This is a genomic window from Flavobacterium terrae (assembly GCF_900142035.1).
GTDB classification, from domain to species: domain Bacteria; phylum Bacteroidota; class Bacteroidia; order Flavobacteriales; family Flavobacteriaceae; genus Flavobacterium; species Flavobacterium terrae.
Map to the genome: position 1 here is coordinate 315,235 of NZ_FQZI01000002.1, position 20,891 is coordinate 336,125.

At 31.5% G+C, this 20,891-nt stretch carries 27 protein-coding genes; all 27 read right to left on the bottom strand.

The features are described 5' to 3' along the window. Window position 1 precedes the first annotated feature (1 nt). The 27 genes from BUC09_RS05715 to BUC09_RS05845 are packed head-to-tail and all read right to left on the bottom strand — an operon-like array spanning window position 2 to window position 20,819. Window positions 2-481 (bottom strand): hypothetical protein, encoded by a 480-nt coding sequence (locus BUC09_RS05715; RefSeq protein ID WP_073309560.1) that lies wholly within the window; start codon window positions 479-481, stop codon window positions 2-4. Between the two features lies 1 nt (window position 482). After that, window positions 483-854: an ApeI family dehydratase gene (locus BUC09_RS05720; protein ID WP_073309562.1), complete on the bottom strand. Its 372-nt coding sequence runs from the start codon at window positions 852-854 to the stop codon at window positions 483-485. 20 nt (window positions 855-874) lie between these two features. Beyond that, window positions 875-1,486: a porin family protein gene (locus BUC09_RS05725; RefSeq protein ID WP_073309564.1), complete on the bottom strand. Its 612-nt coding sequence runs from the start codon at window positions 1,484-1,486 to the stop codon at window positions 875-877. 13 nt (window positions 1,487-1,499) lie between these two features. Then, window positions 1,500-2,120: a flexirubin biosynthesis protein LolB2 gene (locus tag BUC09_RS05730; protein WP_234972525.1), complete on the bottom strand. Its 621-nt coding sequence runs from the start codon at window positions 2,118-2,120 to the stop codon at window positions 1,500-1,502. Further along, a complete protein-coding gene (locus tag BUC09_RS05735; protein ID WP_073309565.1) occupies window positions 2,098-2,724 on the bottom strand; it encodes a flexirubin biosynthesis/transport protein LolA2 in 627 nt (208 codons plus the stop codon). Before BUC09_RS05735 ends, BUC09_RS05730 begins: the two co-directional genes overlap by 23 nt. Beyond that, window positions 2,714-3,478: a polysaccharide deacetylase family protein gene (locus tag BUC09_RS05740; RefSeq protein WP_073309566.1), complete on the bottom strand. Its 765-nt coding sequence runs from the start codon at window positions 3,476-3,478 to the stop codon at window positions 2,714-2,716. Before BUC09_RS05740 ends, BUC09_RS05735 begins: the two co-directional genes overlap by 11 nt. Continuing rightward, on the bottom strand, window positions 3,465-4,532 hold the full coding sequence (locus BUC09_RS05745; RefSeq protein ID WP_073309568.1) for a beta-ketoacyl synthase N-terminal-like domain-containing protein: 1,068 nt from the start codon (window positions 4,530-4,532) through the stop codon (window positions 3,465-3,467). Before BUC09_RS05745 ends, BUC09_RS05740 begins: the two co-directional genes overlap by 14 nt. 44 nt (window positions 4,533-4,576) lie before the next feature. Continuing rightward, window positions 4,577-5,767, bottom strand: a complete 1,191-nt coding sequence (locus BUC09_RS05750) for a beta-ketoacyl-[acyl-carrier-protein] synthase family protein (protein WP_073309570.1) — start codon at window positions 5,765-5,767, stop codon at window positions 4,577-4,579. A gap of 21 nt (window positions 5,768-5,788) precedes the next feature. Continuing rightward, window positions 5,789-6,157 (bottom strand): four helix bundle protein, encoded by a 369-nt coding sequence (locus BUC09_RS05755; protein WP_073309571.1) that lies wholly within the window; start codon window positions 6,155-6,157, stop codon window positions 5,789-5,791. Window positions 6,158-6,199: 42 nt separating this feature from the next. Then, complete coding sequence (locus BUC09_RS05760) at window positions 6,200-6,457, bottom strand: phosphopantetheine-binding protein (RefSeq protein ID WP_073309573.1); 258 nt, start codon at window positions 6,455-6,457, stop codon at window positions 6,200-6,202. Further along, on the bottom strand, window positions 6,445-7,089 hold the full coding sequence (locus BUC09_RS05765; RefSeq protein ID WP_073309575.1) for a 3-oxoacyl-ACP synthase: 645 nt from the start codon (window positions 7,087-7,089) through the stop codon (window positions 6,445-6,447). Before BUC09_RS05765 ends, BUC09_RS05760 begins: the two co-directional genes overlap by 13 nt. A gap of 1 nt (window position 7,090) precedes the next feature. Then, a complete protein-coding gene (locus BUC09_RS05770; RefSeq protein ID WP_073309577.1) occupies window positions 7,091-8,227 on the bottom strand; it encodes a beta-ketoacyl synthase N-terminal-like domain-containing protein in 1,137 nt (378 codons plus the stop codon). Further along, on the bottom strand, window positions 8,227-8,676 hold the full coding sequence (locus tag BUC09_RS05775) for an acyl-CoA thioesterase (RefSeq protein ID WP_073309578.1): 450 nt from the start codon (window positions 8,674-8,676) through the stop codon (window positions 8,227-8,229). The genes BUC09_RS05770 and BUC09_RS05775 overlap by 1 nt, the downstream gene beginning before the upstream one ends. Then, a complete protein-coding gene (locus BUC09_RS05780; protein ID WP_073310382.1) occupies window positions 8,651-9,934 on the bottom strand; it encodes an ABC transporter permease in 1,284 nt (427 codons plus the stop codon). Before BUC09_RS05780 ends, BUC09_RS05775 begins: the two co-directional genes overlap by 26 nt. After that, window positions 9,927-10,682: an ABC transporter ATP-binding protein gene (locus tag BUC09_RS05785; protein WP_073309580.1), complete on the bottom strand. Its 756-nt coding sequence runs from the start codon at window positions 10,680-10,682 to the stop codon at window positions 9,927-9,929. Before BUC09_RS05785 ends, BUC09_RS05780 begins: the two co-directional genes overlap by 8 nt. A gap of 3 nt (window positions 10,683-10,685) precedes the next feature. Beyond that, window positions 10,686-11,681, bottom strand: coding sequence for a BtrH-related acyltransferase DarH (locus tag BUC09_RS05790; protein ID WP_073309582.1), 996 nt, complete (start codon window positions 11,679-11,681; stop codon window positions 10,686-10,688). After that, window positions 11,681-12,085 (bottom strand): flexirubin biosynthesis protein DarG, encoded by a 405-nt coding sequence (locus BUC09_RS05795; protein WP_073309584.1) that lies wholly within the window; start codon window positions 12,083-12,085, stop codon window positions 11,681-11,683. Before BUC09_RS05795 ends, BUC09_RS05790 begins: the two co-directional genes overlap by 1 nt. 2 nt (window positions 12,086-12,087) lie before the next feature. Continuing rightward, on the bottom strand, window positions 12,088-12,546 hold the full coding sequence (locus BUC09_RS05800; protein ID WP_073309586.1) for a hotdog family protein: 459 nt from the start codon (window positions 12,544-12,546) through the stop codon (window positions 12,088-12,090). A 1-nt stretch (window position 12,547) separates the two neighbouring features. Then, window positions 12,548-12,985 carry a hotdog family protein gene (locus tag BUC09_RS05805; RefSeq protein ID WP_073309588.1) on the bottom strand — a complete coding sequence of 146 codons (438 nt, stop codon included), beginning with the start codon at window positions 12,983-12,985 and terminating at the stop codon, window positions 12,548-12,550. Continuing rightward, a complete protein-coding gene (locus BUC09_RS05810; RefSeq protein ID WP_073309589.1) occupies window positions 12,985-14,118 on the bottom strand; it encodes a dialkylresorcinol biosynthesis protein DarB in 1,134 nt (377 codons plus the stop codon). Before BUC09_RS05810 ends, BUC09_RS05805 begins: the two co-directional genes overlap by 1 nt. A 3-nt stretch (window positions 14,119-14,121) precedes the next feature. Then, complete coding sequence (locus BUC09_RS05815; RefSeq protein ID WP_073309591.1) at window positions 14,122-15,021, bottom strand: hypothetical protein; 900 nt, start codon at window positions 15,019-15,021, stop codon at window positions 14,122-14,124. Then, the gene (locus BUC09_RS05820; protein ID WP_073309593.1) at window positions 15,022-15,906 is read right to left on the bottom strand and encodes an LpxL/LpxP family acyltransferase; all 885 of its coding nucleotides are present in this window, start codon (window positions 15,904-15,906) and stop codon (window positions 15,022-15,024) included. Between the two features lie 5 nt (window positions 15,907-15,911). After that, complete coding sequence (locus BUC09_RS05825) at window positions 15,912-16,163, bottom strand: acyl carrier protein (protein WP_073309595.1); 252 nt, start codon at window positions 16,161-16,163, stop codon at window positions 15,912-15,914. Between the two features lie 13 nt (window positions 16,164-16,176). After that, complete coding sequence (locus BUC09_RS05830; RefSeq protein WP_073309597.1) at window positions 16,177-17,397, bottom strand: beta-ketoacyl-[acyl-carrier-protein] synthase family protein; 1,221 nt, start codon at window positions 17,395-17,397, stop codon at window positions 16,177-16,179. A gap of 17 nt (window positions 17,398-17,414) precedes the next feature. After that, entirely contained in the window at window positions 17,415-18,146 is a 732-nt protein-coding gene (gene fabG, locus BUC09_RS05835) for a flexirubin biosynthesis SDR family reductase FlxB (protein WP_073309599.1), read from the bottom strand. Window positions 18,147-18,156: 10 nt separating this feature from the next. Further along, the gene (locus BUC09_RS05840; RefSeq protein WP_073309601.1) at window positions 18,157-19,275 is read right to left on the bottom strand and encodes a WG repeat-containing protein; all 1,119 of its coding nucleotides are present in this window, start codon (window positions 19,273-19,275) and stop codon (window positions 18,157-18,159) included. Between the two features lie 26 nt (window positions 19,276-19,301). Continuing rightward, a complete protein-coding gene (locus tag BUC09_RS05845) occupies window positions 19,302-20,819 on the bottom strand; it encodes a flexirubin biosynthesis tyrosine ammonia-lyase FlxA (protein ID WP_073309603.1) in 1,518 nt (505 codons plus the stop codon). Between the last annotated feature and the right edge of the window lie 72 nt (window positions 20,820-20,891).

Below are 20,891 nucleotides of genomic sequence, written 5' to 3' on the forward strand. Positions count from 1 at the left end.
GTTATTTTATTTTTTGCTTTTCGGCTTCGGTAAAAATTTTAGACTGATTGACATAGATTTTGATATATTCCTTTAAATCTTTTGATTGTTTTTCAAATGAATTTAGAATCATCTTTTTATCTTCCTCAATATTAGCTTTATATTTTAAAAACTTAGGTGTATTCTCCTGAACACTTAATCTTATTAATCGGATTTCAGCGTTGCTAGGTTCTTGCTTTACACTGTTCTCAATGGTAGTCACTCCTTCAATAAATAGCTCTTTTTTTTCTTTTTTATCAGAAGTGTATTTAGATTTTAAAGCCAATGCAGCACCTTTGTAGGCAAGCAATGTTTTATTTTCTTTGTTATACTTAACTAGTAAATTGTAGAACTTATCAGCATTTTGCTTACTCTTTGAAGCGGCATAATATTGTTCTCTTACATCCGTTGGGTTTTGGATGAAAGAAAAGACAGTAAACAATATTAATACTAAAGATTTCAACTTATGCCTTTATATAAGTATTTGTTAATTTTAACGCTACAGTATCTTCAAACTTTGTGGTGTTTTTTACTTTAATTTCAGAAGTTAAATCACCCGAAATTTCAAGTTCTAAATCCAATTTTGGATTATTATCTGGGTTGATAAGTGCCATGAACTTTACATTCGATGAACTTTTCATAAATAAAGAACTTCCTAGGATTTCCTGAGAAAGTTCTTTTATAATTTGCATCATACAAACACCTGGTGTTACAGGATTTCCTGGAAAATGTCCTTTAAAAATGTCGTGTTCTCTATTAAGCAAAACAACTGCATTGTACTTGCCTTCAGCAACATTTTCTAATTTCTCGACAGTATAAAAATCTTTTAGTAACATGTTTGTAATTTTATTTTTTATTAGAATGTGTATGTAATACCTGTTTGGAAAACAACATTTGTAGAGTCCCAGTCACCATTATCATTAACAGGAATAATTCCTTTTTTAATTCTTGCTTCAATTCCGAAATTTTCTGTAATATCAAATCCAGCTCCTAAAAAGAAAGCGAAATCAATAGCCGTTAAATCATTATTATAATAGTAGTAATTATCATAATTATTATATGTATTCCCTAGCTTTTTACCAGCATCCTTAACTTTAATATCAAGAGTAGGTCCAAGATGAATGTTAAACTTATCAAATTTGAATTTATTAGCTACACCAAGTGATATATAAGAAACTTTAATTTCTGAATTGTAGCGTCTATTATCTGTGTCAATAAATTCATATTTAGCTCCTTGTCTAGAATAATTTATCTCAGGTTGAAGTGTATACACTTTTGATAAATTTAATGCTCCAAACGCTCCAACATAAAAATCAGTTCTAGTACTGTATTTTTCATTTGGATTATCAGTTTGTGTTAAATGAGCAAAGTTAGCTCCTCCTCTAATTCCTGGTCTAAATTTAGACTGTGCATTAACTTGAGTAATTCCTAAAAAGCATAAAAATGCTACAATTATTGTTTTTCTCATTTGAAATTCTAGGTTAATTAGTAATTTGATTTAATTCAATTTTTAATTTAATATTCTTGTGATTAATTTTAATAATCTCGGCAAAAGTAGTGTTTTTTGATTCAAATTCGAAAACTACCTTTTCTTTATGTTTTGTTGCACTTACTAATTTCGTTAATGAATTAGAATTCTTATTAACAAAGAAATAAATAAATTTATGATTACTATTTGACTTGAAAATATTGAATGAAGAATTTTCAAAAGACTGATTAACTTGATGGTTTACTTTAAGCAATAATCTAAAATCTTCTTCTAATGTATTTAAAATCATTTTCCTATCTAGCTCTTCCAAAACATAGTTGACTTTGAAGTCATTATCAGACAATTCGAAATCCATTAATTTATTGCCAAATTCAGTTGTAAAAACAACCCTATGAATTGAATCAGATATTTTTTTTGCCACAAAAATTCCTCCAAGTTTATTTCCATAGACTTCAATTTGTGCCTTGTAAACATAATCTATTTCAGGATTATCAAAATAAGGATTCTTAAACTCTTGAATAGAATTTTCTTTTACCGTAGCGTCATCTATTTGATATGATTTACACGATATTAATTGTAATAGAAAGAAACTAATTAGTAAAAGCCGAATCATCTATTTTTGCATTAACTTGTTTGTTCTTAAATACAATTTTTGTGTAATCTCCAGAAGGTTCTATAAGCTTGACTTGTGACACTGTTGATTCATTTTCAGGAAAAAATAAATTTACTTCTTTGATATACTTTTTAATTGTAGCTGTTTTTGGAAACAATTTGGCAATATTGTAATCTTTGGTTTTAAAGTAAGTAATCGTAAATTCATTATCATCAAACATATTCCCACTTACACTTCCAACAATAAGTTTGTTTATTTTTTCAAACATTTTACTCTTTGCATCAACTGTACTTTTATTCCCTTGATCGTTTATGTAGATTTTATTGTTTTTAAAAACAATACTATACTGATAAGGTTTGGTATACTGCCAATTAAGTAAATTAGGTGCTTTAAAAACCATTTTTCCTGAAGTTTCTATATCCTTAGATAAAAAATCCATATGCTTATATTGCACAAAATCTGTCTTTAAGCTTTTTATATTTTTTGTTTCCTTAGTTACTTCATTCTTAAAATTCAGAATTTCAGAATTTGACATTTTTTGCTCTTGTGCAAATCCAATTGAAACTGTAAAAGAAAATAATATGGTAAAAAATTTAATTTTCATATGCTGAAATATTCAGTAATTTATCAACGGTTATCATTTCATACTTCTCAGATTGCAAAAATAGCAATAACTGTTCCAATACATTCACCGTTTTTAAAGAAGTGTCATGTAAAAGAACAATTCCTCCTGGTTTAACCTTCTTTTTTATACGTTGAAAAATCTTAGTTTCATCATCAATAACTGTATCTAATGACCTTATATTCCAACCAATTACAGAATGTCCAGTTTGAGCAATAGCTTTAGCTACATTCGGATTTGTTACCCCAAAAGGAGGTCTAAAAAAAAGAGGTTTTTTTATTGTTTTATTTTGCAATAAGGTATCAGTCTGTTCAATTTCTTCTTTAACTTGTGATGTTGAAAAAAACCCAAAAGATTTTGAATGAGAAAGAGTGTGATTTCCTACTGTGTGTCCTTCTTTAATAACTCGTTGTAAAATTTCGGGATGCTTTTCAATTTGATTTCCAATACAAAAAAAGGTCGCTTTAGCATTATACTTTAGCAAAAGATCTAAGACTTTTTCGGTCATTTCATGTGGTCCATCATCAAAAGTAAGTGCAATTCTCCTAGACTTTTCATTTGGGTTGCTTGAGTAAGCTTTTATAAAATAATTTAATCGTATATCAAAAGATCCCCAACTTGTTAACCCAATAAAGACTAAAAAAATTAAAAGATACAACCACCATTCTACATTAAGTACTATAAAAACTAGTAATAGAAGTACAAATAATGCGGCAGTAAATTTATGCTTTAGCATTTTTAAGTAGTATTAAACTATGATCTTTCCCTAGATATTGGTTATAAAGTAGAATAGTTTTGTATGAGTCTTTTTGTAAACCATTCATTTTCACAATGGCTGGAATTTGTTGTTGCTTCATAATATTAGCAGCTAACCACAAACCAAAACCAGAAGCTGTGTTATATTCACCACTTAAATGCTTATAAAACACTTGAGGTGTTTCATTAAATATTGTAGAAGAAACGTTGTAATACCCATCATGAGTTACATCTCCGTTATTTCCAAAAACCACAGCATCAATTTCTGAAATTGCTAAATTGTTAGCCTTTAAAAATTCGGTTACAAAATTTGCAACTTGTTCAGGTTGCAAAGCACTGTATATAGCAACATCTTCAATTTTAGCATAAGTTGTATCATTTGGAGTATTTGCTAAAGCAAAAAAGTTTGCTCCCTCACCAAACACTACACCTTTTGAGTTCGAATTCAAAACTGAATAAGGCTTATCTTCTTCTTTTTTAATTATTTGAGTTAATTTAAATAATTCTAAAGTGTGAGAAGATGTCTCATCGATACCACCTACTAAAACATTAGTAAGTTCATCATTATCTAATTGCATTTTTGCATCTATCAAAGCGGTTTCCATTGAAACAGCTCCGTTAACGTATGTAAAATTGTAGTTTTTACATTGTAATCCAAGAGCGATTTGGGCACCAACTGTATTGTGAGTCGATTGGATAAAAGATGTTGGTGTTAAAAATTGTTCATCATTATCTAAAATAGCTTTTAGAAACTTTTCAGAATCTTCAACACAACCCATTCCTGTACCAGTAATAATCGCTCCAGGTATTTCTATTCCTGCTTCTTCCAAAGCTTTAGTAGAAGCATAAATTCCCATTTTAACACCTTTAGCCATACGACGTATCATCGCAGGAGGTATCATTTCTTTGTATGAAGGTTGCTGAGCATAAAGCACGTTTTCTGTTTCATTAACAATGACTTCACTCAAAAACTCCGAATCAAATGTTTTTTGAACCGATACGATTCCCATTCCATTGATATAGCAACCTTTCATCTTTTATTCTTTAGTATTATTGGTACAGCTCAAGCTGTATTTATTTAATTTTTTGAAAAAATCACAGTCGAACAATTCCCTCCAAAACCAAAGGAATTAGACAATACGTGATTAATCTCTTTGTTTTTTAATGTTGTCTGCGGAATGAGATTGAACTCTTCCATAGGTGTTACAAAATTCAAATTTGGGAAAATGATATTATTTTGCAAAGCCAAAACACTATAAACCGCTTCGATGGCAGCCGCAGCCGCCAAAGTATGTCCCGTAAAAGCTTTTGTCGAACTAAACTCAGGAGTATTATCCCCAAAAATTCTAATTAAAGCTCGGCCTTCAGATAAATCATTGTTTGGTGTAGCCGTTCCATGAGCATTAACATAATCTATGTGAGACGGATGCAGATTAGCAATTTTTAAAGCTTTTTCCATTGCTAAAAAGGCTCCGTCACCATTTTCTGAAGAAGCCGTTTGATGATAAGCATCGTTAGCATTTCCAAAACCAGAAACATATGCCAATACTTTTTTATTTGTTTTTTGAACCAATTCATCTGATTCTAAAACCAAAAAAGCAGCAGCTTCTCCCAAATTCAATCCCTTACGATTATTATCAAATGGTGTATTATAAGTATCCGATAAAATCATTAATGTTTTAAATCCGTTTATGGTGAATTTTGCCAAAGCATCTGTTCCTCCTACCACTACTCGATCCAGTTTCCCTTGTTGAATCATTCTCGCGCCCATCATAATAGCATTCGCGGCAGATGAACAAGCTGTACTTATTGTAGAAACAAAACCTTCTAAACCAATATATTCTGCTATTTTATGAGATGAATCTCCGGCATCGTGACTACTTATATATTTTTGACAAGCTTCATCTTCAAAATATTCGTAATAGAAACGCTCAGTCATATCCATACCACCAACACTAGTTGAAGAAATTAAACCTGAACGAGAGTCATTCATATCTGAAATTCCTGCATCTTCAACTGCTTTTTTAGCTGCATAAGCCCCTAACATATCAGTTCTCGAATAATTATTATCAGGAGACAATCCAAGAAGTTGCTCTAATTGAGAATTGGTCAACTTAATTTCACCTACTTTAATAACATCTTTGTGAACGGTATGGAAATTTTCTATTGTAGAAATCCCTTTTTGTCCTGTTACCAATGCGTTGTAGTTCTCTTCTACGGTTTTACCAATAGCAGAGATAATTCCCATTCCTGTTATCGCAACTTTCATATTAATTTTAGAGTTCAAATTTTAGATTTTTGATTGATTAATTCTTGAATTAACTGTTTTAAGTGAACTAACAAAAATTGCTACTAATTGATTTCCTTCTTCTAATAAACTTTTTGTCATAAACTCTGTAATCCATTTTTTGTCCAGAATTATTTCCAACCAAAATACCGTTTCATCAGCTTCTTCTAACACAATATTCATTTTAGAAATAAATTCTTTATCACTTCTTGCTCTGCAAGCAGCTCTGTAATTTGCTGCCACAGATGTTCCACTTCTAATAATTTGATTGGCAATTACTCTACAAGAAATTGAATTTGGTAAACTTTCTACCAAATTTATAATTTCTAATGAGAATTTTTTAGTTCTTAATTTTAATTCATCTGTTGTCATTACTTTCCTTTGAATCTAAAATCTAAGATCTAAATTCTAAAATTATTTTGTTCTGTTTGCAGTAATGTAAGCAGCCATAGTATCGATAGACTGGAAAATGTTTTTTCCTTCTTTTGGATCTGTTAATTTGATACCATAATCTTTATCTAACAATACGATTAATTCTAAAGCGTCGATAGAATCTAATCCTAAACCGTCACCAAAAAGAGCATCATTATCATTAATATCCTCTACTGCAATATCTTCTAAGTTTAAAACTTCAATGATTTTAGATTTTAATTCTTGTTTTAAAGCGTCCATAATGTATTTGTATATAATTGTTTTATTGTTTCTATGTTATGTTCTTTGCTAAAGCTATTTGATGAAGTTTTCTCAACCAAATATACTACAGCTCTATAATTCTCTTTATACAATTCAGTCCATCCGCAAAGTACTTTCTCAGCCTTTTCAGATTCTAAAAGGTTATTTGCATAATGCATCATAAATTCTGCAGGAAATTCCTCGAAAACAAAAAAAGCATTTTCCGATTTTAAATTGTTCTTGATACTTATTTCCCCAATACAAATATTAGGAAGTGTATACACAAAAACCGCTGGACTTGGAAAATAATTATCTTTACTCGCTATCGATTCTTGGTATTTCACATCTGTATCTAAACTTGATGAACGATTCGCAAAAACTACTGCTATGTCATTTTCTTGTTCATTGGATTGCACTACTTCTTTTAAAAGCAATTCGGCTGATAAAAAAGCTAATTTACTCAAATTGTCCATTTTAAAAAATTTGGGATATTCTATCTCAAACTTTTTGTAAACTGCTTTTGAAAATTCGGAAAAATTAGCATCATCAAGAATAAAACTATTTTCTCCAGAGAGAAAAACAGCATTATCTTCAATAACACAACTTTCCGATATATAATTATTAAACTCCAAATTAACTTACTTTTTCAAATAATACTGCCGTATTACAACCTCCAAATCCAGATGCAGTTTTTAGGAAGTAATCCATTTCAATCACATCATTATCAGTAATTACATTTATCTCTTGGCTAACCCCTAAATCTGAATACCCTTTAGAAACGATTAAACGATTTTGCTTAGCACTTTCCATAGCCATAACTGTTTCCAACAATCCAGAAGCGCCTAAAGTATGTCCATAATAGCCTTTCAAACTATTCACTGGAACATTTTGTAATCCTAAACGGTTAAAAGCAATTGCTTCCATTTCATCATTATAAAGTGTTGCTGTTCCATGAGCAGAAATATACTTTACTTTATTCTTTTCTAATTTTGCTTCTTTAAATGCACTTTCAATGCTTCGGAACAATCCTTCACCCGTTCTTGAAGGGCCAGAAATATGATTCGCATCGTTTACAGCACCATCCCCAATAATTCTAAAACTATTAGATTTTAGCTCATCTTCATTTGCAGTTATATAAACCGCCGCTACTGCTTCTCCAAGAGTTACTCCTGTACGATTAGCGTCATAAGGTTTACATGGCTCGGCACTCATAGCTTGGAAGGAATTAAATCCAGAAAGCACAAATTCTGAAACTTCATCACCCGCAACTACAAAAGCATTCTCATACAAACCAGTCTCTATCATTCGCTTAGCAACTGAAACTGCTAAAATTCCCGAGACACATGCATTTGAAACCACAATTGGCTCTACTTCAAAACCAAAATATGCACTTATTTTTTTTGCTAATGCCGCAAGTTGAGCATTTTCTACTGATACCTTTTTATCTTCTAAAAGACTTATGTTTCCTTTAGTTGTTGAAAAAATAAAAGCTGTTTTTTTTGAAATTTTATTTTCTTCTACTAATGGTTTCAAAGCCAAAATCATCATTTTCTCCAACTTGGTAAAATGGTGATTACTTTCTACCTTAGAAAAAGCCAAATCTAATTTATTGCTATCAACAATTGAAGCATAAAAAGACTCTAACTGTCCTATATTTTGATGTTTTTTTATTCCTGAAAGATTGTTTTGGAGAGCATCCCAATTGGAAGCCACGTCAAATCCTAAAGGAGTTACACAACTACTTGCCGTGATGTAAACATTCTTCTTCATTATTTCAGCAAACCTACATTACGTTTCCATTCTTCAAAGAAAGGAGGAAGATTTAAAACCAAATCTCCTTTAGCATCCATAAAAACCTGAACAGTTTCTCCGGTACAAACTACTTTTTCGTTGGCATCAAAAATTTTATATCTAAAAATCATTTTAGCAGCTGGAGTATTTACAATCGTTGTCTCAATTCTAGCGACATCACCATAACGCAATGAAAGTTTATGCTCACATTCCGATTTTACAATAGGCGTAGTATATCCATTGCGTTGAACATCTAAATAAGAGATGCCGTGTTTACGACCAAAAGCCTCTCTTCCATCCTCAAAATAAGTAATATAATAGCCATGCCATACAATTCCTAAAGGATCTGTTTCATTAAAGCGTACTCGAATTTTTTTCGATACGGTTAATTCTGGAACTTCATTATACTGCTCTTTTCTTCTTATCATATCCTATAGCTATAGTCGTTGCAATTATAAAAAACAAAAGTAATAAAAATATTTCCGGTAGGATTTCTACAAAACCTCCGTTACGTAACAATACATCGTAGAATGCATTTAATCCCCAATTCATTGGAGAAATATGTGAAGCGTATTGCATGATTTTTGGCATAGCAAAAACAGGAACCCAAACTCCTCCAATAGCGGCTAAAATAACCACTGAAGTTGCACCAAACGGCGCTGACTGTTCTTGTGTCTTAGCAATAGTTCCTAATAATATTCCGAAACCAATAGCTGCTAATCCTGAAAATAATGCTACCGTACTCATTAAAAGCATTTTCCCGTTAATATCTAATACTGGTAATCCTAAATAAGGGAAAAGATAAACACCCACAGCAACCATCAACCAAAATTGAATCATACAAATGATTAAATACGTAGCTGTTTTTCCTAAAATAACTATCGCATATGGAACTGGATTCGTAATCAATCGCACTAAAGTACCTTGACTCTTTTCTTTCACAATATTGATAGACAAAGGCACTACCACAAAAAAGATTGCAAACAAAGTCCAAGCTGGCACATTATGTTGTACTGAATTTGGGATAATTTCTTTGTTATCAACTTTAGGCACAATCTCTTTAAAAGAAATAAAACTTTTTTGATCAAAAATTGGTGCTTCACCTTCACCTAGCTGATCTTGAAAAGTAGCATAGATAGATTTATTCTCAATTTGAGAAATCATTTTGTCGATAGCACTTTTCACTCCATTTTTAAATGTCAGTTGGGTAGCTGGATCAAAATATAATTTTACTTCTTTGGGCAGTATTTCAATATTTTTTGAAGAGACTTTTGTACTGTCTTCCATACCAAAATTGCTCAAAATTTTATTTACATTTTGATTCACCTTTAGCTGCAAATCTGAACTTAATTTTTCTGGAATAACTATTGCTAATTGGTATTTTCCTTTAAAAACCTCATCTCTTGCAATACTTTCGGTTATTTTTTGACTATTTATTTCTGTAACTATTTCAAAAGAACCACTTTGATTTAAATTCTCTTTAACTGTTTTTGAAATATCACCATGGTCATTATCAACAAGTAAAACAGGAATTTTTGTATCAGAAACCGTTTTAAAGGTGCTATCTTGAATTAAGGTAATTGTTACAATAAGCACTAATGGCATTACAAACAAGATTACCAACCCTCCAAAATCTCTTTTAAGCAAGAGAATTTCTTTATAAACCGACATTAAAAACTTATGCATCATCACGTAATTCTTTACCGGTTAATGAAATAAACACATCTTCTAAATTATGAGCGTTTGGCGTTTGAGCAACCAAGCCTTCAGGAGTTCCTTGAGCATAAATAGTTCCTCTATCTATAATTGCAATATGTGTACAAAAATCTTGCGCTTCGGTTAAATGGTGAGAAGTATAAATTATTGTTGTTCCACCTGCATTGAGTTCTTTTAGGTAATCAATGATTACATTTTTAGATTGAACATCCACACCAACTGTTGGTTCATCTAGGAATAAAACCTTTGGATTATGTAAAATTCCTGCGATCAAATTTACACGACGCTTCATTCCTCCTGAAAATGTTTCCACTTTTTTATCGGCAAATTTTAAAAGCCCCAAATGTTCAAGTGAGTTATCTACTTTTAAACATAGCTCTTTCCCTTTCAAACCATACATACTCCCGAAATATCTTAAATTTTCACGAGCAGTTAACGTAGGATATAAAGCATATTCTTGAGGTACAACTCCAATTTTATTTTTAATTTGGGTTGCATTTTTATCATAAGAAAGCGAATCGATCGTAAACTTACCAGATGTGGGTTTTATTAAACCACAAAGCATGGAAATTAGAGTTGTTTTCCCAGCCCCATTTGGTCCTAAAAGTCCAAAAATTTCTTTTTCCTGTATTTCTAAATTTAAATTCTGAACAGAAAAATCTTCGGAATCTTTATACTTTTTATAAAGCTCTTTAATATGAATAATTGGCGTCTCCATGAATTAAATCGCTTTTTTTAATTTTTTAAAAAAGGCTTCTTCTAGATTTGAAATATGAATCAATTCGTCTGCAAGACTATTGTAAACATCAGTCTGATTACTTCTGTTTTTATATACTCTAGCTGCATTTACAGCAAAATCTCTCCATAAATCACCAATAGTAGTCATTTCAGCAGACAAAACTTTTAAACTATCATTTTTAAGCACAACTGATGCTTCTTGTAAAAAAGCTGCATAAATAAAACGAAATCCTCCACCTCCTGTGCCAATTTCTTCCTGCATACGAACCATTTGTGCCAAATAATGATTGGCAACCTTAACACCTTTTTTAACTGGCCATTTACGAATGCTTCTTGCAAGAAAACGCATAGCAGCAACACCTACAATAGGCACTGGAGCCAACATATCGTTACATGTGTTTTTGATTCCTTTTTTAATAGCTGTTTCCCAATCTATTTCTGAAGGTATATTCACTGGGTAGTACATTTGCCCTTTAGGTGCTAATGCTCCTTTTGCAAAACGCACTTTTTCCAATTCTTTTTCGGTAAGAGTGGTCACCGTTTCCATTACAGGATCACTTATTAAGAAAGTGTCGTCTTTTTTACCATAAACCACTAGGTTATGAGCATTGAAATGGAAACGATATTCATCTGGAAAATAAGTAAGATTATAAACCCCAACTTGCAATCCTGATGGTATATTATTATTTAAATTTTCTTCTAAGGCTTTTTGAGCAGATTGAGGATTAGAAAATTTTACACGTTTTACTTTGATTCCTAATCTTTTTGCTGCTTTATTGAAAATGAATCCTGGCATAGGTCTATAACTAATTGCCGGGGCATGATTCACTTTTAATAATGGTAGATAAAAAAAGAATAATCCTGAACCAATTCCAAATACCATTGGCTCACTTATATTGATACCATGATATTTTAGTAAATTTGAAGCAACACCATTTTCACAATGTGCCGATTGATGATGAACAAAACCCGTCTCCATTATTCTCCTTTATAATTTTTTAGTTCTTCAACTGATATTTCGAAAGCTTCGGCATATTTAGCCAAAAGTTTATTGCTTAATTTTTTAAAAACAGAAGGTTTTCCATGACGTTTAACGCGCCAAGTCCACATACCAACATAACCCGAAAGAGTCATCCAATCCATCTTACAAACTTCCATAAAATACACTATTGGACTAACCAACCCTAATTTCACATCTTCTTTTGCTTGTTCAATGCGTTCATTGATTTCTAACATCGATTGTTCTAAGGCAATGGTTTTAGGTTCCCAACCAGAACTTAAAGCAGTAGTATAATTACCGTTTTCATCTGTTGCATAGCAAAGTTCTTTCATATTGCTTTTTGAAAGATTGCTTTTATCCTGTGGTACTTCTTCCTTTTTCATTTTTACTTTTCTTGAATGAATAAATTAATTTCAGTTTCGAAAAGAATTTCTTCTCCTACAAAAGTTTCACATTTCATTGTACAAATACAATAATTATCTGAATCGAAACGTGAATTTAGAACAGCTTCTGTTCTAATAACTTCTCCAACTTTTGGAAGTTTATGAATATTTATTTTTTTTATTCCGCTAATGAAACCTATTATTCCAACATCTTCCTTAACTTCATTCTTATCATCTAAAAAAAACGTTTGACCAACAATAGCCGAACAAGTTTGTGCGGCATTTTCAATAAGTCCAGTCTCGGCAAAATAATTATCTGCTACAAATAAATTATCTTCTTTTATTTCAAAAACAGTTTTTACTTTTTGATCACTAAGTTCCAAAATCAAATCGACCATAAGCATTGGAGCTCTATGGGGCAAAAAATTTTGGATCTCAATAGTATTTTCGTAAGTATGCATACTAATTTGCTAAAACTGTTTTCATTTGCCCTTTGGCAATTTCTTTATCGTTTACTCTAGACACAATATCCACTAACGTAACTCCCATAAATTCGTGTAAAACACTTACAGTAGTTACAACATCGTCAGAGAGTTTAGGCAATTCTATTATTTCTATCGACTTTATTGAACCTATGTAGCCAGTTGGTGCCGGTTCATTTTTTAAATAAAATTGGTATCCTGTAAATAAGGCTACAGATTGAGCCATATGCTCAATAAGTCCAGATTCTTGAAAAACACCTTGATTTTCAAATATATTTTCTTGAGTTACTTGTAAACCTGCAATCACTTCGTTATCCGAAAAAGATAGAAGCTTGTCAACCATTACAAATGGAAATTTTTGAGGAATTAAACTTCCCACAAATCCTGAATCTAATATTGGTAAAGTTTGGTTTTCCATTAGCAAACCGTTAAATAAGCATATGAGTAAGAAAATCTTCCACTTTCTGGAACAGACAATAATACTTTATCTCCTTTTTTAAGTTTTCCAGAATTCATTAACTCTTCTAGCATCAAATAAATTGAAGCTGAACCCACGTTACCTACATTTTTTAAGTTCATAAACCATTTTTCCATTGGTACTTCTATCCCTTTTTCTGCAAGGTTTTTATACAAACCTTGTACAAAATAATGAGATGAAACGTGTGGTAAGAAATAGGTTATATCTTCAACAGTAATATTGTTCTTATCCATAGCAGCTTTCATGCTTAAAGCCCCTTTTTCAAGAATATACTGGTCTAATATTTTTACATCTTGTTTAATTGAAAAAACAGATTCTGTAAGCCATTCATTAGCATTATAATCACTCCACGGTTTGATGCTTCCATCTGCTTGTTTATCTCCTCCTGCATACATACAAGCTTCTAATTCATGAGCATATGAAAAAGCTTCCATCCATTCTATTTTCAAAGGTGTTTCTCCCTTTGGTTTATTTTCAAGTAAGAATGCAGCAGCGCCATCTGACAACATCCAACGCAAAAAATCTTTTTTAAAGGCAATTATAGGCTGCTCTTCTAAATTTTTTAAGTTAACTATTTCGTTTTCAAACTTTTCTGATTTCATCCAAGTAGAAACTCTTTCTGAACCAGTACAAACCGCATTATTAGTATTTCCAGATTTAACAGACAAATACCCAAATTTTAACGCGTTCATACCTGCATTACAAACCCCAGATGAAGAGTTAAGTTCTACTGATTGATTTTTCATCAATCCGTGAACCATAGCTGCATGTGACGGTAATAAATTATCTGGAGTCGAAGTCCCGCAAGACAACAACTCTACATCATTTGCAGAAAAAGTATCATCATAAAGCGATTTGATAGCATTATTTGTTAACTCAGCATTAGTATGCGTAGGCACTCCATTCTCATCTAAAGCATAGTAGCGCGTAACGATTCCGTTATTACGCAAAATAATTCTTCTGGCCTTTGATGCCGTATTGTTAATTAAACCAAGAAAAGACTCCATCTCATCATTAGTGATAGGCTTATTAGGCAAAAATTTTCCTGATTTTGTTATGTAAACTTCAAACATATTTTAAACTCCTCTATAGTAGGCTTTTTCTTTTTTGATTTTATTAAGAACCAATGGATATTTTAAAAGGTGCAAGATATATACAATTGGCGAAATTAACCAGATTGCAACCAATAAATAAACATTAAATCCCTTAAGTAATTTTGGACGTGAATTTGGCCTTTTTATGATCAAATTCGCCCATTTTTTAAACATTTTATTCGCTTTTTTATCCATTTCGACCAAAAAAGATCTTATTTCAATTGCGTCTTTTTCTAACAAATTTTCTTGAAGTTGTTGAAAAGAGTCATTTTTTAAGTGATTTAGAATTACTTCACCAAATTTTGATGCACCTTTAATTTCCTCATCTGAAACTCCAGGTTTGGGAAAAATTCCAAATTTCTCCTTTTTCCCAGTAAACATCCATTCAACAATAGTAATAACACTTACGTGATTTATATGTCGGTCCACAAGAGCAATATTGCCAACTAATTTAGCATTAAGTCCTTTTAATATCACTTTCATCTTCTCTTGAGCCATTACCCACATATTTCTAGCTCCAATAACTGTAACAACAGGTGTTTCGTTGAAAAGATTTTTAGCGTATTCACTTTGTAAAAATGAATTAACTGGTATAGATGGTGATAAATACCAAACTTGGTATCCTAAAATAATCAAATCGTATTTTTTATTCAACACTTCATCAGAAGGAGGAACTACTTTTGAGGGAATGTGTAAAAATGATTCTGGAAAAGCATCAAAAAAAGCTGCTTTTTCCCATGGAAACGGAAAAGGCTTTTCTAAACTAATATCACAAAACGTAAGATTAATGTCTGAACTTGCCAATAATGGTGCAGAAAGATTTTGGACAATTTCTTCCAACTGACCTGATTGAGTATAGTAAAGCACAAGAACATTTTTCATTTACTTTTTATTTAATGAATTCCAAAAATCAAAATAATTAAACCATTGCATAGGATATTTTAAAAGCATATTCTCGACACTAGTTGTGTAAGCCTTTAATAAACCTTTTTCATCTCTATGTTTAGCGTCAGATTCACGAGCATATAAATGGTAGTGTAAGTTTGCCTCTTTCATAACATACACAAACAAAACGGGTACTTTTAAACGAGATGCTATTAAAAAAGGACCAGCTGGAAAATGTGCTTCTTGACCTAATAATTGTTCTGTTAATGTTTTAGTTCCTTCAAAATATCTATCTCCTGTAAAACAAATTAATTCATTATTAGCTAGAGCATTATTAATTTCAAAAATATGCGACAAGTCTTCTTTTACAATAATAAATTTTATAGAAGATTTTTTAGTAACACTGTCTAGATACTCTTTTATAATCGAATGTTCCATATCTGTAGTGACTAAATTAATTTGAAAATCTAAATCTATTTCTCCAAAAAAATGCTCAGCTATTTCAAAATTCCCGACATGAGCACTTATTAAAACTCCTCCTTTTTTTTCGGCTAAAAGCTTTTTAAGTAAATCAATACCATCAAACTCATATGTAAATTTATCTCTAAGCCCCGCTGATATGGCAGTTTTATCAATAATGGTCTGCCCAAATGTAAAGTAACTTTTATAAACTGAACAAATTGATTTTAGGTACGAGTAACCTAATCTTTTATTAAAATAATAAAAGATTGCCTTATTAGAACGCTTCTCAAATATAAAATAATAAAAAGCTACAAAAACCAAGACAGAATATGCTGCTTTGATTCCGAGCTTTTTTATGCAGTAAACAAAAATTTTATATCCGAGTAGTGTACCTTTTGATTTTCCGTCCCACTCACTCATTTAAATTATCCTTTTGTCTTGATTTTATTCTCAATCAAATCATAAAATTTTTGAAATGTATCTATACCGATAAAGTCAGCTTCACCAAGTTTTACACCAAAATTTGATTCGATAATTACAACTAGATCTACATAATCTAAGCTATCTAAACCTAATGTATCTTTTAAATTTGCTTCGGGTGAAATTGTGTCTCCATCAACCTCAAATTCATCAACCAAAAACCCGTTTACAATTTCGATAATCTCTTCTTTGCTCATTTCTCTTAAATCACTATACTTTTTTTATTACTAAAGCCGAATTTGTTCCTCCAAATCCGAAAGAATTTGACAAAAATATGTCAATTTTTTTATTTATGGTAGTTGTAGCAATATTTAATTTTTTTGAATCCTCATCAGGATTCTCCAAATTAATGTTTGGGGCTACAAACGAATTTTGCATCATTAAAATCGAATAAATAATTTCACTAGCACCCGCCATCCAACATTCGTGACCTGTCATCGACTTAGTTGAGCTTACAAGTGGTCCATTTTCGCCAAAAATTTCAAAAATGGCTTTTGCTTCATTCGCATCACCTACAGGAGTTGATGTTGCATGAGCATTGATATAATCGATTTGACTTGGCTTAATATTAGCTTGATCTAAAGCTCTTTTCATTGCAGTCGCTGGACCATCAACATTTGGAGTAGAAATATGTCCACCATTTGACGAAAATCCATACCCAACTACTTCAGCGATGATAGGAGCGCCTCTTTTAACAGCAGACTCATAACTTTCAAGAATTAACGTAGCTCCACCGCCCGATGGTACTAAACCATTACGAGAAGAATCAAAAGGACGTGATGATTTTGCTGGATTGTCTTCATCTGTAGAAAACACACCTAATCCATCAAAACTAGCCATAGCATATTTATTGATTTCTTGTGCTCCGCCACAAATAATCATATCTTGAAGACCACTTTTAATTAAATGATATCCTAAACCAACAGAATGTGAACCGCTTGCACAAGCTGCACTAATGGTAAGATTCACCCCTTTTAATCTAAAAATAGTTGAAAGATTCATGGTTACCGTAGAATTCATCGATTTAAAAATTGCTCCAGAACCAATAAGTGTTGTATCTTTTTTCTCTCTTATAATATCAGTAGCTTCAATTATTGCAAGCGAAACACTATCATTACCATAGATAATTCCTACTTCATTTTCATCAAAATAAGCATCCTCTATATTGGCGTTTTTTAATGCTTCTATAGTAGCCATATAAGCATATTCTGTTTCTTCACCAACACTAATTCTTTGCCTTCTATTAAGAAGGTTTTTTAAATCAGGTTTAGGAACACTTCCTGTTAAAGCAGACCGGAAACCAAACTGTTTTCTTTCTTCATCATAAATTATTCCTGACTTACCTTCATACAAAGAGTTTTTAACCTCATCTAATGAAGTACCTATACAAGAATAAATTCCCATTCCGGTAATTACTACTCTTTTATCCATTTTCTAATTAAGTAATTTTATGAATAAATTCCTCCGTTTATATTGATTACTTCCCCTGTAATATAACCTGCTTTTTTTGAGGCAAGGAATGCTACTAAATCAGCTACTTCTTCTGCTTCGCCAAAACGGTTTACTGGTATTAATTTTGCTAATTCTTTTTCGTCTAATTCACCTGTCATATCCGTTCTAATAAAACCAGGTGCAACAGCATTTACGGTAATATTTCTTTTAGCTACTTCTTGCGCTAAAGCTTTAGTCGCCGCAACAACTGCTCCTTTTGCAGCAGAATAGTTTGTTTGTCCAGCTGTTCCTTTCACTCCAGATACTGAAACCATATTAACTATTCGTCCATACTTATTTCTTAATAATTTTTGAATGAAGAAATTAGTTACGTTAAAAAAACCATTTAAACTGGTATTAATAACATTATTCCAATCATCTTGAGACATCCACATGAACAAACCATCGCGTGTAATTCCGGCATTATTTACAATAACCTCAACAATAGCATCTGGATTAGCTTCTTGCCAAGCTGTCAAGGCAGCTTTAACCTCTTCGGCATCTGCTACATTGAATTGAATAATTTCACCAGTTGCTCCTAATGCTTTTACTTTTTCAAGCGTTTGCAGGGCAGCTTCTTGGTTTCCTTGGTAATTAATTAAGATGTGATAATTTTTATCTTCGGCTAATTTTTGACAAATAGCACTACCTATTCCTCTTGAACCACCTGTTACTAAAGCACATTTCATATGTGTATTTTTATTTTGAGAATAACTCTACGTGTTGAAACCAAACGTTTCCTAATACAGAACCATCGGTTTTAATAAATCCGAACTTTTTATCTTTACTTACACGAGCTAATCCGTTTATGAATCCTTTTTCTTCGTTTTTAAACATTCCAACAAAACCTGGCATTGAAATTTGATATTGAGGCTCGATTACCATTTTTCCACTAGTATTTATAAAACCCCAATTTTTATCAACTTTCACAGGAGCTAAACCATCTTCACTAAACGTTTCAGCATCTGTATAGGTTGGTTTTACTACATAATCTCCTTTTACATTAATAAAACCCCATAACTTATCACTAAAAACTGGTGCTAAACCTTTAACAAAGGCTCTAGCTTTGTCAAATTTTGGTTCGATAACCCATTTTCCTGATGTATTAATAAAACCAACTTTTTCGCCTTTTTTAGCGTAAGTTAGATCTGATGTTGCTACAAAATCCCAAATTTTTGTCACACCTTCTAACACTTTGAATGAATTGTTAGTTACTAAACCAAAATCTGTTCCTTTTTTTGCCCAACATACATTTTTAACATAATCTCCAATATCATCATAATCAAATTTTACAATGATTTTACCAGTTTGATCAATAATCCCCCATTTATCATTGACTTTTGCACGAGCGTAACCACCTTCAAAATGCTTAATCATTTGATAAGTTGGCTTAATTACAACTTCTCCTTTAGAATTAACAACTCCAACGCTTTCATTTTGTCTAATAAATGCTAATCCCTTTTCGAAATCATATGCCTTATCAGTTTGTGCTAGATTTGTTTTTTCTCCTTTTTTATTGATCCAAAATCCTTCTTTACCAATTACAACTGCACAAATTCCGTCTTTAAAATATCGAGCTTTATCATAAGTAGGTTTAATAACCCAATTCCCTTTCATATCAATAAAACCAAATTTCCCATCTTCCATTACAGCAGCTAAACCTTCAGAAAAACTCATTGCCGCTTTATATTTGCATGGAATAACTAATTCACCAGATTTATTAATAAACCCCATTTTTTTCTTTTCCATAACTAATGACATTTCTTGTGCAGAAACCCATTGCGTTACTAAAACGATTAATAAAATTAGTTTTTTCATAGCTTGTATTGTTTAGTTGATTGTTTTTACCCTATTAAATAATCTTTCACTTTTTGAACATAAGGATACATTACCATATCATCTTTAAACTCTGGCACAATTTTTCTCACTTCATCATAAATAGACTTGGTAGTTGAAGATACTTGATTTTTAAATCCAAGAGCATCTATTGCTTGAACTACTGTAATTAATTCAATTGCTAAAACTTCGAATGCATTTTCGACCACTTTACCAGCCATTACTGCAGCATTAGTTCCCATACTAACGATATCTTGATTATCATTGTTATTTGGAATACTATGAACATACATTGGATTTGACAAAGTTTGAGATTCAGCTGTAGTTGATACAGCTGTAAACTGAACACCTTGCATACCAAAGTTAAACCCTAAAGTACCTAAATTTACAAAAGGAGGCAAAATTTCGTTTATTTTAGAATTCAATAAATAATTTAGCTGTCTTTCTGCAAGCATGGTCAATTTGGCAACAACAATTTTCAATTTGTCCATTTCCAAAGAGATGTAATCCCCATGGAAATTTCCACCATGATAAACATGTTTGTTCTTAACATCAATAATTGGGTTATCATTAGCTGAATTGATTTCGTTTTCTAAGACTTTTTCAACTCCATTGATAGTATCTAAAACTGGTCCTAAAATTTGAGGAACACATCTTAATGAATAATATTCTTGAACTTTTTCTTTAAAAACATCTTCAGTATTTTCTCCCGAGTACAAATGATCTTCTCTTTTTCTTACCAAAGAACTATCTGCTAAATGATTTCTCATTATTCTAGCAATTTCTTGCTGTCCAAAGTGATGCTTTACTCCATTTAACTCTTCAGATAAATGATCATCATAAGCTTGAACCAATTCATTGATAGCACATGATATTTTTACAGACCAATCTAAAACCTTTTTAGAGTTATAAGCATTTACAATACCAATACCTGTCATTACAGAAGTTCCATTCATTAAGGCTAAACCTTCACGAATTTCAACATTAATAGGTTTTAACCCTTCTATTTCAAAAACTTCTTTAGTTGCTCTTCTTTCACCTTTATAAAAAACTTCTCCTTCACCTATTAAAGTAAGAGCTAAATGCGCTAACTGCACTAAATCTCCACTTGCACCTACTCCACCATGTTCAAAAATCAAAGGAGTAATATCCCTATTAATAAACTCTTTCATTAATAAAATAACCGAAGGATGAACTCCAGAATTACCTAACGAAAGTGTATTTAATCTTGCTAAAATTGCCGATTTCACAAAAACAGGACTTAATGGTTTTCCTGTCCCTGAAGAATGGCTTCTTATCAAGTTATATTGCAATTGCAAACGATCTTCGTCTTTAATACGATATTGAGCCATTGGTCCAAAACCAGTATTTACTCCGTAAATCACTTTATTTCCTGAAAATTCTTTAAGAAATTCAAAACTTTCTGAAACTCTTTCCAGAACATTATCACTTAATTGTACAGGATTTTTTTTAAAGACTATATCTTCAAATTCTTTTAAACTTAAATACTCGTTTATTATACTCATCAATTGCTCATTTTTTTAAAGCGAAATTATAATTAACATTCGCTTTCATTTTCAAAATATATGTAGTTAATT